The following is a 14,051-nucleotide window of genomic DNA, read 5'->3' on the forward strand; positions in this document are numbered from 1 at the left end:
ATGATGGAACTTGACCAAGATATAGTAGAAATTGCGAAAAACATTAACGATTTAAAAGTCGCAAACCTTGCGTTTCGATACATTCAACTTGAGTGTGCGTACCGACAAGTTTGTGAGCAATGGAATCAGGATACGATTAACTATCGGATCATTGAGGCGCTGTTTCATTTGGCTATGCTGGCAAGAAAAGAACGGGTACACCCAATATATGCGAATATGCCAGTGAGCGAATGGACTAGAGCACCATCGCATACTCAGACCCTTTGTTGGTTTAACCAGCTTCGTTCAAGCATGAATAAGGCAGCAATATGACTGAACCGATAAACCATCTGATTACAACGAACTGCTTTGGGCACTACCAAAGACAACAAGAACGCGCATACCAATATCAAGTGAAACCACCGTTAAGAACGTTAATTGAATCTATCCCGCCAATGTTATGGCATGACATTAAAGGGATTACCTTGCATCCAGATTTAGGGTTTACATCCAGGGCGAGGTTTAACAATCTAGAACAACTCTATCAATGGCTTGGTGGACGAAGCCAAACCTATAATACTCATAACTTGCCATACCTAAATTGGAAAATTGCGCGTTTTAACAAAACACTCAATATTGAAGATTTACGACCTCATTGCGCTCAATTTCCCGCGCCACAGTTATTAAAGAAATTTGGTATTAATGAGTAACAAAACTAATTCGTTTGCATCCAATCTTCAAAACTCTTGGCCGCACGTAGTTCCCATCCAGGGCTGAACTCAATAGCACTAAAATCGCGAATATAGCTCAAATGTGTACAACTGTCTTTAGTTATCAATTCGCCATGTTCCGTACTGTGATAACCCACATCAACATCGTTTAAGCTGTAGACGGAGTATTGCTTAGTGTCAAAATTTATCAACAGCCTCACAAATTGGTGATGACAGTCAACTCGATTTTCTTTCATATGACTAAGCGTCTTTGCGAGATCTCCTTGAATACTGATAAACCACGAACGGAAGCGTTCTTCGCAGGGTTCTATATGCATAATTTATGTTCCTTAACTTTAGACGCTTCAACATAACCAATTTTCTGCTTCCTGTAAGCTAAAATAACCTTAGTTGTATGACTAATAACTGAATTACATAGTAAATTTATTTTTAAATTTTTCATTTGGCTTGAGTTGCGGCTTAGGAACCGTATGAGAAAGTAGATGCACCTCAAACAACAAGAGTAGACCCCATGCAAAATTTAATGAAAACCCCAACCCATTTATTAACTGATGAACAATTATCGCAACTCATGACCTATTTCAATGAGCAATATCGTTCTGGTTCCCCTGTTGTCTCTGATGCCACATTTGACCTGATTTATATGCCAGTCCTTAAAAGTCGCTTACCCCATCACCCGTTAATCACCAAAGTACAACCAGAGGCAGTAAACGTCATCAATGACCGCTATCAACATAAAACACCTATGCTTTCAACGTTGAAAGCGTATGAACATGATGAAATACAGTCTTTTGTCGATCGTTGTCAGCAAGCGGCTAATGAATTGGGTATTACAGAAGAATTACTCTATAGAGTATCCCCCAAACTCGACGGCCTTGCGGCTTCATATATTGCAGCAGATGAAAAAATTTATACCAGAGGGGATGGTACATATGGCAATGACATTACGCATCTTTATCGCAATGGATTAAAACTCATTGGCAATAGCAATATAAATAACATCGGTGAAATTACAGTGCTTCAAAGTTATTTTGAAGAAAAGTTGAAAGGTAGTTTTGCTCACCCACGAAATTTTGTCGCAGGATTGGCCAATTCGGATAATCTTAATGATGCGGGAAAACAAGCGTTAGAAGATAGAGCCATTCATTTAGTATTTTTTAACTCAATTAATTGTCCTCACATAAGCGCAGCAGAATTATTAACTAACTTGGAGTCGTACTGCGAGCAAGCCAAACAAAATTCACCTTACTTGACCGATGGAACCGTGATTGAAGTGGTTAACGAATCAGTTAAAAAGCATATGGGCAATAATGAACATCATCACCATTGGCAGATCGCGAAAAAATCAGTTGGAGAAGTGGCTGATGTGCGAATAAAAGGGATTGAGTGGAACGTAGGCAGAAATAAAATCACCCCCGTTCTACTGATAGAACCCACGTGGCTATCTGGCGCGATGATACAACGAGTCACGGCGCATCATGCAGGTAACGTGAATAATCTGGGCTTAGGTGAGGGCGCATTAATCTCTATAACACGCTCTGGCGAAATCATACCTAAAATTTTAGGCACTATTGAAGCGGTTAACCCCTCAATACCAACACATTGCCCTTGTTGCAATCAACCTGTTCAATGGGTCAATGATGCGATTACTTGTACGTTTGATGGATGTTCAGAGCGTCAAGTGAGTGCGATTGAATACCACTTCTCATTGCTTAATGTTGACTTATTTGGTCGTCAAAGTGTTCGTAAGTTAGTCGAAAATGGATACCAATCATTAGAATCTATTTACTCTCTTTCAAAAGGTAAACTTTTAAGTTGTGGCTTTGGGGCAGGGCAATCAGATAATTTATTCAACCAAATTCAAAAAGCCAAAACAACACCGATTAATGATTATCTGATTTTGGCTTCATTGGGTATTCACTCCCTTGGTCGAGGATCAAGTAAAAGAATATTGAAGCATTTTACATTATCTAACATCAACACAATGACGGACAAACAACTTGAAGATATTGATGGATTTGGCGAATTGACAGCTAAAAGTATTACGACGGCCATATTCAACAAATTAACATTGATAATGTTCCTGAATAATACCCTGAATGTCATTGACACACTGAAACCACAAACAGGCATCGTCAATGAAGATGCATTACCGTTAAGCGGCTTGTCGATTGTGTTTACAGGTAAAATGGAGCGATCAAGAAGCGACATTTCATCAGAAGCAGAACGTTTTGGCGGTGTAGTCCAATCAAGTGTCACTAAAAAGACAAGTTATCTTGTCATCGGTGAAAATGTTGGTGCAAGTAAAATAAATTCAGCCAAAACAAAAGGGGTGGAAATTATTACTGAAGCAGATTACATGAAAATGATTGCTGCTTAGAAAATCAATTTAAACCGCGTCGATACACTTGGCGCGGTTAATTAAGGATGTTCATCATGTACAAAGTGTTCAAGTTTTTATTGTTATTTATTGTGCCTCTAGCCATTGTACAAGCATTTAATAATGATATTTTAGCCATGAGCTTGCTAATAATTTTAGGTGTTTATGGCATTTGTAGTAAATGGTTGTTAAATCTTAACAATGTTCCCAGTGCAAACGATAAGTTGAGACTTGTGGGGTTTATGGCGTCTGCACTTGCCTTGTGGCACTGGATTATATTTCAGCACTGGAGAAGCATCGAGCTTTACTACATAAGTGATTTGACGGCTCTACTTTGGGCGTTATTTGTTTATCTGGGATTCATATTGTATTGCTTCATTTTGTATCGAACAGGCTGGTGCTTAACGCTGTTTAAACCTAATTCTAAATTATCATTTGCATACGAAATGACTGGGAGAAAAGTACAGTTACATTTTTCTGGAACAAAAACTAACTTAATAACAGCATTAAGCTCATTTAAACTGTTGCTGCACAATGCGACAGTGAATGACAGGATTAATGTGATTGAACTCATATCCCCAATACTTTCAAGCGAAAAGTCTCGAAAAAAATTGTATAAGATAATCGATGATGTAAATAATTCAGGTGCATACGATCATTTGCTCACGCCCATGTTAGACAGCAACTTTTCGCCTAATCAGTTACAAAAATTTGGATACTTTTTGACATTTACAATCCAAGCCCCTAAAAGCTATAAACAGTATTGGCGTAACTCAAAAGGTGCTTGGTCAAAGATTAATATTGTTGTCACAGATAAACATTAGATACATAACATACAGGGATGTTGATATGGATACTAAACATAAAGGACTTTTCGGTTTTTCTCAGTGTATCGCTATATTGTTAGCGATAATTCTACTTTTTAGTCAACATACGTTACTCGCATCGCTAGTGATCGTAGTTCCTGTAATGTTGTGGGGATTAGGGATCGTAATTCTATTGCCTTTGTAGTCCAGTTGCCGCTTAAAGCTTATGGGTTAATCTTAATTTATTGATTAGCTACAAGGCACGAACCTATGGACTTTTATATCCCACAACATCTACTCAACAAACCACTCAATGTACTTCTAATTGGCGCTGGCGGCACTGGAAGCCAAATTGCGACTGAACTATTCCAAATGGATTCATTGCTGCGTCAAATCAGTCAGGACAGCGTGTGTATCAACCTAACGATTGCAGATGGAGATACGGTTTCGCTTTTTAACGTTGGTCGTCAAGCGTTCTATCGACAAGATATTTCATCCAACAAAGCCGAAGTGCTTGTCAGCAGGTTTAACAACTTTGGCGGCACAGCATGGACTTCTATCCCAGAGTATTGCGACCCCAAAACCATTCAATTCAAAAAATACGATTTTATTATTACGGCAGTGGATAAAGCTGAGTTCAGAGTTAAATTAGGCGAGGTGTTTAACGCAAGTCAACAATCAAGTGATTTGTTATGGATTGATGTGGGGAATGGTTTGAGTGATGGCCAAATTATTTGCGGGCACGCATACAGAAAAACAATGAGTACGGGGATACGATTACCGAATGTCTATGATTTGTATTCGGAAATGCTAAAGCAAGTTGATGATAATAGCGAAGATATTCCCTCATGCAGCACCGAAGCGGCATTAGCTAAACAAGACTTTGGATCTAACAGGGCGGTAGCAGGGCAGGCGACTCAATTGATTTGGCAGCTAGTTCGTCATGCGAAGATTTCACATCATGGCGCATTTGTTGATGTTGCCAATGCTACGGTTCAACCATTAAAAATTGACCCGCAGATATGGGCAGTTTACGGCTATGAGGCACAGCTATGAAATTGTCTTACATAGATAAAGCGCACCAAGTAGCAAATGAGGTAGCACGAAAATTTGGATTTGATGATTATAAACATTTAAACCAAAGTAATGATGAAACATTAAAGCAACTAGCCAGAAATGCATTTGATGAGTCGCTGTATGATTTTAATGGTGAATGTTGTGCAAACGGAGTGAAGAAATGAAAATTGATTGCTCAAAAATGGCTAATAAATCCGATTTGATGGCATTAATCTTAACGTTTATCTGCATTATTGGATTTTGCATCATTGCCTTTATTGCTTCATATAATCATTTTATTGCTGGATTTTTTTCTGCTTCATTAGTTTGGAATTGGAGGCGTTGGCTGTATATGCCATTAGATAAATTACTTGATAAGCTTTGGCCTGAGCAAAAAAATAGTTAATTGCAACTTCGTGTATTGAGTGGCGCGATCTTACTCCTGTGTGAACATTGTTTTATCTCAACTCACACAAGGTGCAGTTACATGCGATTAACCGATTCAACAATGAACAAACTCTTTCATCTTAATTTGGACGACCGAAGCCTCCTTAAAGCCCTAAGACGAGAAGTGCTTAAAGCCAACACTGTATTTGGCAAAGAAGCAGTTACTGAGTTTTTAGCCGAGCTGTATCCATTTTACTCAGACTCTAGTGAACCTCTTAGACTGTATCTCTTAAACAAATATGAACAGCATTTTCACCATAACCCCGTTGCTAAGTCGATTGAAGTTGCATACGAAAAAATGGGGATTGCGGTGTTATCAGATGGCGATGGTAAATTCAAAGTCATTCATCCTAACGTCAAATCGAGTTCACGGGTTAAATACCCGATTCAAGTTAGCACTTGGTACATTTCTCGTGGTGTTTGCGGTGACTCTCTTCATTGTTCCATATCATCAGCCATCACTGACAACGCACTTACCTCATTGAGCATTGTAGATGAAAATCAATTTGATGAGATAGAAGACGCCCTGGTCACTTCTGAAGCCGCATTTCAGTCGCGGTACAAGGCCAACACTGGCGAATATTGTTTGAATTAATAACGCAACAAATCTGCTTAGTTGCGGGATTTTCATAATATTTATAATAGATTTAAGTTCATCAAGTCATCACTCAAAGAGGGTAATAAGCATATGGCCACAGCATCAATTACACGTAAGCAAGCAAAAGCTTTATACGATTTTTGTCAGGAAAACAAACAGGGTGAGTTCGGTTTTGCAAAAGATCATGGTGCATATTTTTACGCAACAACTGGAAATCAAGAAGATGGAAATTTTAGCAATTCTATTCAATACATCAAAGGGTGTGACCCGGAACAGGACGAAACCAAACTGGGCGATTGGTATGATAACGCACGAGAAAAATTTGGTGGTGATGATTTTGGTGAATCATTCCCAATCGAATGGCTGCACGTATTTTTTACCAATGAACATTTTAGCAATAAACGCACATTTAGCGTCCGATTTAATAAAAACTCTATCTCATTAGTGAGTTAATCCATTTTCAGTTGCGCGCAATTGTTATATTGCGCGTAACTGGTACTTTGTCTCACCAATCAAAAAGACACTTACCGGGATACATGACATGCAAAAAAAGTGACACACTCTAAATCAGCCTCCAATTGTGCAGAAATTCTTGCATTGATCACTCAGCCAAATTCAAAGCCTTTCTATGATGCTGTTCTTACGTTTCTTACCGATGAATATCAGTCTGTTTCATCATTTACCCAGTCTGCAATAATCGCCCTTAATCAAATACCCAGCCAAGTCAGTGTTGATTGCTATGCAGATGTCATCAGAATTTTAGATGGATTAGTACAAGCCGGTTTAGCGAAGTCTCGTATGACGACAATTGTGCAGGGCGAGTTCGAGACGGTTATAGGCTCTAGAGTAGATTATGCTTTAACGTGAAATCTGCTTTGAGTAAGAGAGTAACCTTAAATATCACTGCGGTTTAACTTGTGGAGAGAGTAATGACTGAATTTATTAATCGTCGTGGAAGTTTTAACTACACGAATTTCGTTAAATATATTTCTGAAACATTAACAGCAGGGCAGGTTATCCATCCTCGTTGTGTCAGAGAAACACGGAGTTTTGGCAATACCGATACCATCGAAAAGACAGAGAAATCATTAAGAATGGCGTTCGACCTTCACCTGGGTAGTGCTAATCCTGACTTTAAACGCAAGCGTTCTCAACATGGTGGCTACGAATACCTGAGACTTTAAACCTAAGTTGCCGGTTATGAACTTTAAAGCATAATTTTTGTATTCAAGCACTAATGGACTCGACAAATGAATACAGCAATAGACTTTAAATACCTTGATGAGATAGGTCATAACCATGCTCTATTTGAACAAACAGTAGCTCGCGCACAACCGTTGTTCTTAGACGGTTGGATTGCGACTATCGGCTTGTCAGGTAAAGATTCCGGTGCTGCAAGTATTTGTCTCGTTGAAGCACTACGAAGAGCTAAGGCTATTAAAGATGATGTGGGGCCATTACACGTTGTCACCACGAATACCACATTAGAGAACATTGTATTACATGATTATATTATGTCGTTACATAATGATGTAGTCGAATACGGTGAACGCAATAACCTACCTATTTTCAGCCATGAACTAAGACCCTCTTTAGCGGCTCAACCAATTGTCGAATACATTTGAGGAAAATTACTTAGAACCCCTGAGACCACCGCTAGAGCAAGAGACTGTGCTGTATCTTGGAAAGTTGAGCCAATGAAAGCATTCTTAAACGGGTTAACTAAACAGTATCAGACAGATAAAATCCTTTCAATTTCAGGTTCTAGAGACGATGAGAGTGCCGCGCGAAAACCAATTTATCAAAGCGAAACGAATCGTCCTGTACACCTGTTCAAACAGCTCTAGGTTGGTCGTTGGCATTAATTAAAGACTGGTCACTTAATGATGTATGGCAACTGTTTTCTATTGTTGATGATGGTGATATTGAAAGTTACAGCGACAATTTCCATTATATGAAAAAGCACTATTCAGCTGGAAATGCCGGTGTTTGTGATTTGTTCGCGGGTAATTTAGCTCAAAATAAAAGCTGTGGAAGTAGGTTTGGATGTTTTCTTTGTGCGTTAAACAAGGAGGATTTATCACTTGAAAATCAGATGGATACAGACCCAAAAACATACGGTTTCATGCGACCATTGAACGATCTTAGAACCTATATGATCAACACACTTTTTGACTATAACAACAGATCTACACTCGGCCGCAAATTATCAAAAGATGGATATATCAAAGTAGGGTTAAATCAGTATTCATTACCCTATCGAATGAAACTATTAAAAATGGTCCTTACCATTCAACAAGAGGCGTATGAAACATCAGGTAATCACACGATAGATCTTATTGATTACAAAGAATTGCTGGCTATTCAGTTTGCATGGTCTAGAGAGGGCGGAGAAAGCTGGAATGGCACTCAAGATTTGGCATGATGTGGTAAACAACGGTCAACGCTATCCAATACCAAAAACTGTCTATCAGGAAAAGCAATTTACGCCCGAGTATACCTACTTCCCATTAATGAAGTTTGTTGAAAGTAGTCAACCCGAAGGGTTAGACGACGCAGGACTCGATGATAAATTTAAATCAATCGAACGAATGTTTAAGCGTAAGGGTGAGAAAAATAGGGTGATCAGATATACAGAATCACACTCATTTGATGTGATTACTCAAAATGCCTTTGCCATGACTTTGTGGAAGATTTCTATCTCGAATTGAAAGAAGAGGGTCATTTAGAAAATAAGTGCCCTACAGTGATGCTCAAACAACTTTTAGAATCAGGTGTTGTGACACTAGCAAAAGGGACAATTGGTCGCGTTCACGACGATGCAAGACGAGCGCAAGCGTTGAACTGTCTACGCAGCACAACCGGAATTCCAACCGCTGAGGCTATCATGATGCTGTCTGTATCTGAAAAGGTGATGAATGCAGAAATCGCAACTAGACAGCTATCACAGTCTAAACAACAACGTTTATTTTAACCTTTACATCAATAAGATAGCGATTATAAAATTAATTTTAACATCCCAAAATAAGGAGTCTCAATTGAAAAGGATACTATTACTATTATCGCTAGTGCTTTCAAATAACGCATTAGCTGAAGAATCAATTCCACTTAAACATGCTACAACTCATGGAATAAAGAAATGTCTACCTGCTGTTAAGAGCATTGCAGAATTCCTTGCAAAAGGGAATCATGGTGCCAATAGCTTGTGGAATAAAAATACTCCTGATGAATCTGCCTTTACATCGGTTATTGAACAATCATTTAAAGATAGCCCCATCTTATCGACTATGACTGTAACCCGAACAAAATCAGACGACTGTTATAGTGAATATGAGAAGATCTTTTACTTTGAAGAAAATTGCATGGCAACGGCTCAGACAACGTTCAAAGGTGCTGAATACGAAGGCATGGTAAACAAATATATTACGTTTTTAAATCATGAGGGTATCGATACTTACTTGATGCCTGCTGGCCCAGGCTGTGTCGTCATAAGAAGAGAAGCCTACATGAATTTGTAGTTCACTAAATATAGAATTGGAGGTTCCATACCCTCCAATTCTATTGGATACATTATTTGGCCGTCAATGCTTGTTGCATTTCGGCTATTTGCTCATCCCGATAAACTAACATTTGTTTTAACTCGCCTTGTTTCTCAATCAACTTCAATAATTCTGCCTGAGCACTAGCATCATCTTGTGTGACTCGATCTAGTTTAGAACGTAGTTCACGCTGCTCACGGTCTTTCTCTTCAACAAGCCGTCTTAATGCCGATTCATTTTGTATCGCTTGCTCATACTGATTTAAGCTACTTAATACCAAATCATCTTTCGATTTCAGTTTCTCTTTCGTTACAGCTAATTCACGTGTCAGGTTGTTATGCTCAGTGCTTAACTTGGATAATGACTCTTCAAGCTTCTGAACCCTTAACGTTGATTGTTCTTCCGATACAGCGGCGCGTTCTTTTATTTCGACAACAAGTGAGGCGTTACTTTCAAGCTTCAACTGAGCTTTGGCCAACTCCGTTCGTTGATTCTCATTTAGCTCACGCAATTCATTATTTTTCGATGTTAGAGAATCGATTTGATTTTTTAACTGCTCAACAACCAAACTTTTTTCATTGTTTAACCGTGACTCCAAATCGCTCATCTGGCGCTCTAATCTATCAATAGCCGCCACTTTATCTTTTTCTAATCGTTCTGCGTGTTGTTTTGCTTCTCTGGTTAGTAAAGTAATTTCATTTTGTAACTCTTGCACCTGGTCGCTTAGGCTATCAGCTCTTTCCTGGTGAGAAACCAAATCACTATCTGCTTTTTCTAAACCTAAAACAGCGGCGTCACGCTCTTCTGTTAATTCGATTAATTTATCACTGTATTCATTTTTAGCTTCAGTATGAAAACGGGCTATCTCAGTGACAAATGCATTTTGAAACGTGTCACTAAATCCGAAGGCATCAAAAAGCGTTTTCTTAGAGCTTTCTAGGTCTAACCGCCACTCTTTATGGTATTTGTGAATAGTCGATGTACTTTTTACGTCGGGCAACAGCGATAAGACCGTTCGGATCTTTACCTTTGTATTCTCTGCGTATAGCTGATTGCAAATTTTAAAAACCCGCTCTCTGACTGATAACTCAGTAGAAGGTGTATCGATGCTCATAGTGTTTACCTGCCGTAATGTTCAACTGAGCAAATAATACTTCTTTCGAAAAATACCGTCAATTGATTGTTTGTTCGCGAACAATGTTCGTTCGTTCTTATTCATATAAACATAAAAACGTTCAAAAATAAGGTTTAATAATAAAGTGTCATAGAACATTTTTCATTTTTGTTCGCATGTTTTCGGCTAAGTTGCCCGTTCTGTTCGCCATGTTCTTATATGGGTATCGAACGTTATTGGTAAGGGTGTCAAATGGAAGCGGTTAAAAATCTTGAGTATGTTGGCGGTCAAATGGGATTCTTTTTTGGTTCCGAAGCCGAATTAACGTCATATATCGAACAAACTCAAGAAAGTAAAAAGTTGACAGGTCGCGTTCAAGTCAAAGCTACCGACTTCTTTCATCGCTTCCCACTGTCTAAAATGGGGATGGTGGCACGTTATAATACCAACGTGAATGCCATTAAAACGCTAATAGCATTGAATGAGGCACAAGCTGAGGCAACTCATGCAGAACAACTCACAATGGCTAAATATGTATGATGTTACATATAAGTTAAATATATCGTAGGCACTAGCCTTCTATATAAATCATAAGGTTAAATCAGGTTGTTTTAATCATTATGTCCATTTATTTACTATTTAGCAGCCGGTATTCTAAGGCGAATGTCGATATAATGACGTGGTTTAATTGATACGACTAACCCAGTTAAGACATAATTGATTTAACTGGAGATTAAAATGAAAACACGTAAAACCTATTCCAAAGAATTCAAACTTGATGCTATCGCATTAGTTAGAGAGCAAAATTACAGTATTGCTGAAGCTGCTAGAAATTTAGAAGTAACACCTCAGCTTCTTGGTCGATGGATAAAAGAAGCAGAAAATGATGATGGCAATGCTTTTAGAGGTAACGGCAAGTTAACGCCTGAGCAGGAAGAGATCCGCAAGCTAAAAGCACAAGTTAAGCGCTTAGAAATGGAGCGTGAAATACTAAAAAAAGCGACGGTCTTCTTTGCCAAAGAAACGAAATAAAATACGCGTTTATTGCCCAAAATAAGAAGATCTGGCCAGTGATATTAATGTGTCACGTGTTGGGTGTGAAAAACAATAATTACTACAGTTATCAAAAGCGGAAGTCTCAGGCCCCTGTTGATACAGAGCATCAAGAAATGTTGCAGTGGGTGAAGAATATCGCCGAGTTTAGCGATAACATAATGATGTGGCCTCCTATATAAGTGCCTTGAGCAAAACAAGTACAGGCCATGAAATGCTAACAGCGTTAGCGGAAAGCGGTACTGGGTTAGCGATCTTTGAAAATATTGGACAATCAGCGGCTACTGGCAGGGGGTTCTTTGATTTTTCATGGGATAAAACAATTATTGCACTAGATCCCAGAGCTGTTAGAGCGCCTGCGGGTTTATTCCAAACTTTAAGAAGGACAGCCGCAAGACCTTATATACCAGCCCAACATTCTTTAGGTCATGAATTAGTTCATGCATTGCAAAATGCCTCATGGAACAACGGAGCACCTAAAATTTCTCACAATATATCAGGTAGTTCTGCTTGGGAAACTCAAGCGGTTGCTTATACGAACTTAATACGGCAACAACAAGGATATCAATATTTTCGAATGAGATATGATTAATTTTTGGAGTTTTCGATATGAAAATGAATAGTATTAGAAATCCACTTATACTGTTTTCTCTAACAGTAATTGGTTTTTTAATAGGTATTTGGTTGGCTCCTCATGAGCCAATTACATCCTTTTTACCGACTCAAAGTGAGAGCGAAGATTTTAAACAAGCCGTGAATACTATTGCTCTTGTTTCAGGGGTTTCGACTTCTATTTTTGCATTTGTCGCTGGTTATTTTATTAGTGCACCCAATGTACAAGTAATTGCATCTGTTGTAATTGTAGGTCTACTCTACATCAGCCTCGATTTTATTCGGTTCGGACAATTGACCACTAGCAACTTAATTTGGTTATCTATTTTTGTTCTAGGAATGTTACTAATTTGGGGGTTGGAAAGACTTTCTGTTCTTTATTTTAAAAGAAATCTAAAACGCTAAATCTTTGTAATTTATTAAAATAACTAAAAAAACAGTCTCGGGAACAAATGGAAGCCAGCAGCCGCTGGTTTTCTTTTATCTGGCGTTTGGCTTTGTTTCCTAAATCGACTGAACTAAATCTGTAACGATTGATCAGAACGGCATTTGGATTTAGTAAGGGAAATTGCGGCGATTGTTACGTAAAAAATGCAGCTGGTCAGCTTACAGATACCTTAAAAACAGGCGCTAGAATTGGAAAAATTGCAGCTCATGCCATAGCCGGTGGTATTAGTAGCGTGTTAAATGGAGGTCAGTTTGGTCAAGGGTTTGCTAGTGCTGGATTAACTCAGGCTTTAGCGCCCGCAATTGACAGAATCGATGCGGGATGTCGGTTTAGTGCTGGCCGTGTTATCGCAGCGACAGTTGTTGGAGGTACTGCTTCGTATTTAAGTGGCGGGAAGTTTGCGAACGGAGCTATTACAGGTGCATTCTCAAGGTTATTTAATGATGAGGTTCATAATGAAAGAAAAATGGTTACTGCGTAAGTAAAAGCTGGATTGAAAGGAATTATTGAAGCTGGTTATGATGTTGGCATCGACTAGAGCAAAAATGGTGATAGTTCCTTGTACTTTGAAATGTTCCTAGTGGGCTTAGTTAATATATACTGTATATAATTACAGTGCAATTGTTATGAGCCTGTATATCAATTGCCGTTGTTCATCTGCAACATTGATTTATATTGCCTTGGCTTAGTAGCGCATTTGGGTTCTCGTGTTGAAGTGATTGTACTTAACGCAATCAGGGACCACTGAACACATGAATACAACAATGAACCAGGCGATGAGCCAATTTTATATTGACCAGGAAACAGCCATTAATATCCAAAAATTCTGCTCTGAAGAACTGAAGACGGTTCGATTAGCTCGCGTTATTCACAAAGTCATGATGAATATTCTCAGTAAACAAACACTTGCCCGTTTAGATAAAATCTATGCCGCGAAAGGATTTTCTGCATCTATTCAAATTAATCAGATCAGCAATATTGCTATACGTGAAATGCTTGATCGGGAAGTGGTTCATGCTTTCGATGATGCACTGCTGAGCAATTCTTGGAAGAAAGTGTATTCTGCTGGCCTATGCCCAACAGATACAAAAATTAGTCATTAATCGATATGTTTGAATTAAAAGTCTTTGATATGACAATGATGATGTCAATGGTGCACTCCATTGCTATTGGCCTAATGACGATGTTTATCATTGTATTTATTCGTAATCGTATTGCATCTATGACCAATTAAGTTCTGTATAAATCAATTGGTGTGGTTGGCATACCCGTACATGAATTATCTCAT

General features: G+C 38.6%; 23 protein-coding genes and 1 pseudogene. 22 read left to right on the forward strand and 2 right to left on the reverse strand.

The features are described from left to right. Positions 1 to 312 carry a hypothetical protein gene (locus IEY42_RS13515; RefSeq protein ID WP_188925730.1) on the forward strand — a complete coding sequence of 104 codons (312 nt, stop codon included), beginning with the start codon at positions 1 to 3 and terminating at the stop codon, positions 310 to 312. After that, entirely contained in the window at positions 309 to 689 is a 381-nt protein-coding gene (locus tag IEY42_RS13520) for a hypothetical protein (RefSeq protein ID WP_188925731.1), read from the forward strand. Before IEY42_RS13515 ends, IEY42_RS13520 begins: the two co-directional genes overlap by 4 nt. Before the next feature lie 5 nt (positions 690 to 694). Here IEY42_RS13520 and IEY42_RS13525 read toward each other — a convergent pair whose 3' ends face one another. Beyond that, positions 695 to 946 (reverse strand): hypothetical protein, encoded by a 252-nt coding sequence (locus tag IEY42_RS13525; protein WP_188925732.1) that lies wholly within the window; start codon positions 944 to 946, stop codon positions 695 to 697. A 275-nt stretch (positions 947 to 1,221) separates the two neighbouring features. Between IEY42_RS13525 and IEY42_RS13530 the strand changes: the two genes are divergently transcribed. The 14 genes from IEY42_RS13530 to IEY42_RS13595 all read left to right on the forward strand — a co-directional run bounded on the left by IEY42_RS13530 (position 1,222) and on the right by IEY42_RS13595 (position 9,515). Next, a complete protein-coding gene (locus tag IEY42_RS13530; RefSeq protein ID WP_188925733.1) occupies positions 1,222 to 3,090 on the forward strand; it encodes a BRCT domain-containing protein in 1,869 nt (622 codons plus the stop codon). Positions 3,091 to 3,146: 56 nt separating this feature from the next. Then, positions 3,147 to 3,914: a hypothetical protein gene (locus IEY42_RS13535; RefSeq protein ID WP_188925734.1), complete on the forward strand. Its 768-nt coding sequence runs from the start codon at positions 3,147 to 3,149 to the stop codon at positions 3,912 to 3,914. A gap of 252 nt (positions 3,915 to 4,166) precedes the next feature. Beyond that, positions 4,167 to 4,952 carry a PRTRC system ThiF family protein gene (locus IEY42_RS13540; protein ID WP_188925735.1) on the forward strand — a complete coding sequence of 262 codons (786 nt, stop codon included), beginning with the start codon at positions 4,167 to 4,169 and terminating at the stop codon, positions 4,950 to 4,952. Beyond that, positions 4,949 to 5,137: a hypothetical protein gene (locus IEY42_RS13545; RefSeq protein ID WP_188925736.1), complete on the forward strand. Its 189-nt coding sequence runs from the start codon at positions 4,949 to 4,951 to the stop codon at positions 5,135 to 5,137. The genes IEY42_RS13540 and IEY42_RS13545 overlap by 4 nt, the downstream gene beginning before the upstream one ends. Then, positions 5,134 to 5,358 carry a hypothetical protein gene (locus tag IEY42_RS13550; RefSeq protein ID WP_188925737.1) on the forward strand — a complete coding sequence of 75 codons (225 nt, stop codon included), beginning with the start codon at positions 5,134 to 5,136 and terminating at the stop codon, positions 5,356 to 5,358. The genes IEY42_RS13545 and IEY42_RS13550 overlap by 4 nt, the downstream gene beginning before the upstream one ends. Before the next feature lie 81 nt (positions 5,359 to 5,439). Further along, the gene (locus tag IEY42_RS13555; RefSeq protein ID WP_188925738.1) at positions 5,440 to 5,994 is read left to right on the forward strand and encodes a hypothetical protein; all 555 of its coding nucleotides are present in this window, start codon (positions 5,440 to 5,442) and stop codon (positions 5,992 to 5,994) included. A 93-nt stretch (positions 5,995 to 6,087) separates the two neighbouring features. Next, positions 6,088 to 6,450: a DUF3085 domain-containing protein gene (locus tag IEY42_RS13560; RefSeq protein WP_188925739.1), complete on the forward strand. Its 363-nt coding sequence runs from the start codon at positions 6,088 to 6,090 to the stop codon at positions 6,448 to 6,450. 99 nt (positions 6,451 to 6,549) lie between these two features. Next, positions 6,550 to 6,864: a hypothetical protein gene (locus tag IEY42_RS13565; RefSeq protein ID WP_188925740.1), complete on the forward strand. Its 315-nt coding sequence runs from the start codon at positions 6,550 to 6,552 to the stop codon at positions 6,862 to 6,864. A 62-nt stretch (positions 6,865 to 6,926) separates the two neighbouring features. Then, the gene (locus IEY42_RS13570; RefSeq protein ID WP_188925741.1) at positions 6,927 to 7,181 is read left to right on the forward strand and encodes a hypothetical protein; all 255 of its coding nucleotides are present in this window, start codon (positions 6,927 to 6,929) and stop codon (positions 7,179 to 7,181) included. A 66-nt stretch (positions 7,182 to 7,247) separates the two neighbouring features. Beyond that, positions 7,248 to 7,622: a hypothetical protein gene (locus tag IEY42_RS13575; RefSeq protein WP_188925742.1), complete on the forward strand. Its 375-nt coding sequence runs from the start codon at positions 7,248 to 7,250 to the stop codon at positions 7,620 to 7,622. A 230-nt stretch (positions 7,623 to 7,852) separates the two neighbouring features. Next, positions 7,853 to 8,422 (forward strand): adenine nucleotide alpha hydrolase family protein, encoded by a 570-nt coding sequence (locus IEY42_RS13580; protein ID WP_188925743.1) that lies wholly within the window; start codon positions 7,853 to 7,855, stop codon positions 8,420 to 8,422. After that, positions 8,400 to 8,708 carry a hypothetical protein gene (locus IEY42_RS13585; protein WP_188925744.1) on the forward strand — a complete coding sequence of 103 codons (309 nt, stop codon included), beginning with the start codon at positions 8,400 to 8,402 and terminating at the stop codon, positions 8,706 to 8,708. The genes IEY42_RS13580 and IEY42_RS13585 overlap by 23 nt, the downstream gene beginning before the upstream one ends. 38 nt (positions 8,709 to 8,746) lie before the next feature. Next, the gene (locus IEY42_RS13590; RefSeq protein WP_188925745.1) at positions 8,747 to 8,971 is read left to right on the forward strand and encodes a hypothetical protein; all 225 of its coding nucleotides are present in this window, start codon (positions 8,747 to 8,749) and stop codon (positions 8,969 to 8,971) included. 64 nt (positions 8,972 to 9,035) lie between these two features. Then, a complete protein-coding gene (locus tag IEY42_RS13595; protein WP_188925746.1) occupies positions 9,036 to 9,515 on the forward strand; it encodes a hypothetical protein in 480 nt (159 codons plus the stop codon). 52 nt (positions 9,516 to 9,567) lie between these two features. Here IEY42_RS13595 and IEY42_RS13600 read toward each other — a convergent pair whose 3' ends face one another. Continuing rightward, entirely contained in the window at positions 9,568 to 10,650 is a 1,083-nt protein-coding gene (locus tag IEY42_RS13600) for a coiled-coil domain-containing protein (protein ID WP_188925747.1), read from the reverse strand. A 252-nt stretch (positions 10,651 to 10,902) separates the two neighbouring features. On the opposite strand from IEY42_RS13600, the gene IEY42_RS13605 reads away from it, so the two are divergent. The 6 genes and pseudogenes from IEY42_RS13605 to IEY42_RS13630 all read left to right on the forward strand — a co-directional run bounded on the left by IEY42_RS13605 (position 10,903) and on the right by IEY42_RS13630 (position 13,866). Beyond that, a complete protein-coding gene (locus IEY42_RS13605; RefSeq protein WP_188925748.1) occupies positions 10,903 to 11,190 on the forward strand; it encodes a hypothetical protein in 288 nt (95 codons plus the stop codon). 198 nt (positions 11,191 to 11,388) lie between these two features. Further along, positions 11,389 to 11,858 (forward strand): annotated as a pseudogene (locus IEY42_RS22390) (transposase); the annotation flags it as partial. A 59-nt stretch (positions 11,859 to 11,917) separates the two neighbouring features. After that, a complete protein-coding gene (locus IEY42_RS13615; RefSeq protein WP_188925750.1) occupies positions 11,918 to 12,295 on the forward strand; it encodes a hypothetical protein in 378 nt (125 codons plus the stop codon). Positions 12,296 to 12,312: 17 nt separating this feature from the next. After that, entirely contained in the window at positions 12,313 to 12,720 is a 408-nt protein-coding gene (locus tag IEY42_RS13620) for a hypothetical protein (RefSeq protein ID WP_188925751.1), read from the forward strand. Positions 12,721 to 12,848: 128 nt separating this feature from the next. Further along, entirely contained in the window at positions 12,849 to 13,244 is a 396-nt protein-coding gene (locus IEY42_RS13625; RefSeq protein ID WP_188925752.1) for a hypothetical protein, read from the forward strand. Between the two features lie 271 nt (positions 13,245 to 13,515). Further along, positions 13,516 to 13,866, forward strand: coding sequence for a hypothetical protein (locus IEY42_RS13630; protein ID WP_188925753.1), 351 nt, complete (start codon positions 13,516 to 13,518; stop codon positions 13,864 to 13,866). Positions 13,867 to 14,051 lie beyond the last annotated feature (185 nt).

Source organism: Shewanella algicola (genome assembly GCF_014648035.1).
GTDB classification, from domain to species: Bacteria; Pseudomonadota; Gammaproteobacteria; order Enterobacterales; family Shewanellaceae; genus Shewanella; species Shewanella algicola.

Coding starts and splice junctions, on each gene's coding strand:
- IEY42_RS13540 (WP_188925735.1), top strand. CDS start 4,167: ATGGACTTTTATATCCCACAACATCTACTCAACAAACCACTCAATGTA.
- IEY42_RS13575 (WP_188925742.1), top strand. CDS start 7,248: ATGAATACAGCAATAGACTTTAAATACCTTGATGAGATAGGTCATAAC.
- IEY42_RS13615 (WP_188925750.1), top strand. CDS start 11,918: ATGCTAACAGCGTTAGCGGAAAGCGGTACTGGGTTAGCGATCTTTGAA.
- IEY42_RS13555 (WP_188925738.1), top strand. CDS start 5,440: ATGCGATTAACCGATTCAACAATGAACAAACTCTTTCATCTTAATTTG.
- IEY42_RS13620 (WP_188925751.1), top strand. CDS start 12,313: ATGAAAATGAATAGTATTAGAAATCCACTTATACTGTTTTCTCTAACA.
- IEY42_RS13600 (WP_188925747.1), bottom strand. CDS start 10,650: ATGAGCATCGATACACCTTCTACTGAGTTATCAGTCAGAGAGCGGGTT.
- IEY42_RS13560 (WP_188925739.1), top strand. CDS start 6,088: ATGGCCACAGCATCAATTACACGTAAGCAAGCAAAAGCTTTATACGAT.
- IEY42_RS13590 (WP_188925745.1), top strand. CDS start 8,747: ATGCTCAAACAACTTTTAGAATCAGGTGTTGTGACACTAGCAAAAGGG.
- IEY42_RS13545 (WP_188925736.1), top strand. CDS start 4,949: ATGAAATTGTCTTACATAGATAAAGCGCACCAAGTAGCAAATGAGGTA.
- IEY42_RS13585 (WP_188925744.1), top strand. CDS start 8,400: ATGGCACTCAAGATTTGGCATGATGTGGTAAACAACGGTCAACGCTAT.
- IEY42_RS13535 (WP_188925734.1), top strand. CDS start 3,147: ATGTACAAAGTGTTCAAGTTTTTATTGTTATTTATTGTGCCTCTAGCC.
- IEY42_RS13605 (WP_188925748.1), top strand. CDS start 10,903: ATGGAAGCGGTTAAAAATCTTGAGTATGTTGGCGGTCAAATGGGATTC.
- IEY42_RS13530 (WP_188925733.1), top strand. CDS start 1,222: ATGCAAAATTTAATGAAAACCCCAACCCATTTATTAACTGATGAACAA.
- IEY42_RS13550 (WP_188925737.1), top strand. CDS start 5,134: ATGAAAATTGATTGCTCAAAAATGGCTAATAAATCCGATTTGATGGCA.
- IEY42_RS13520 (WP_188925731.1), top strand. CDS start 309: ATGACTGAACCGATAAACCATCTGATTACAACGAACTGCTTTGGGCAC.
- IEY42_RS13525 (WP_188925732.1), bottom strand. CDS start 946: ATGAAAGAAAATCGAGTTGACTGTCATCACCAATTTGTGAGGCTGTTG.
- IEY42_RS13515 (WP_188925730.1), top strand. CDS start 1: ATGATGGAACTTGACCAAGATATAGTAGAAATTGCGAAAAACATTAAC.
- IEY42_RS13570 (WP_188925741.1), top strand. CDS start 6,927: ATGACTGAATTTATTAATCGTCGTGGAAGTTTTAACTACACGAATTTC.
- IEY42_RS13630 (WP_188925753.1), top strand. CDS start 13,516: ATGAATACAACAATGAACCAGGCGATGAGCCAATTTTATATTGACCAG.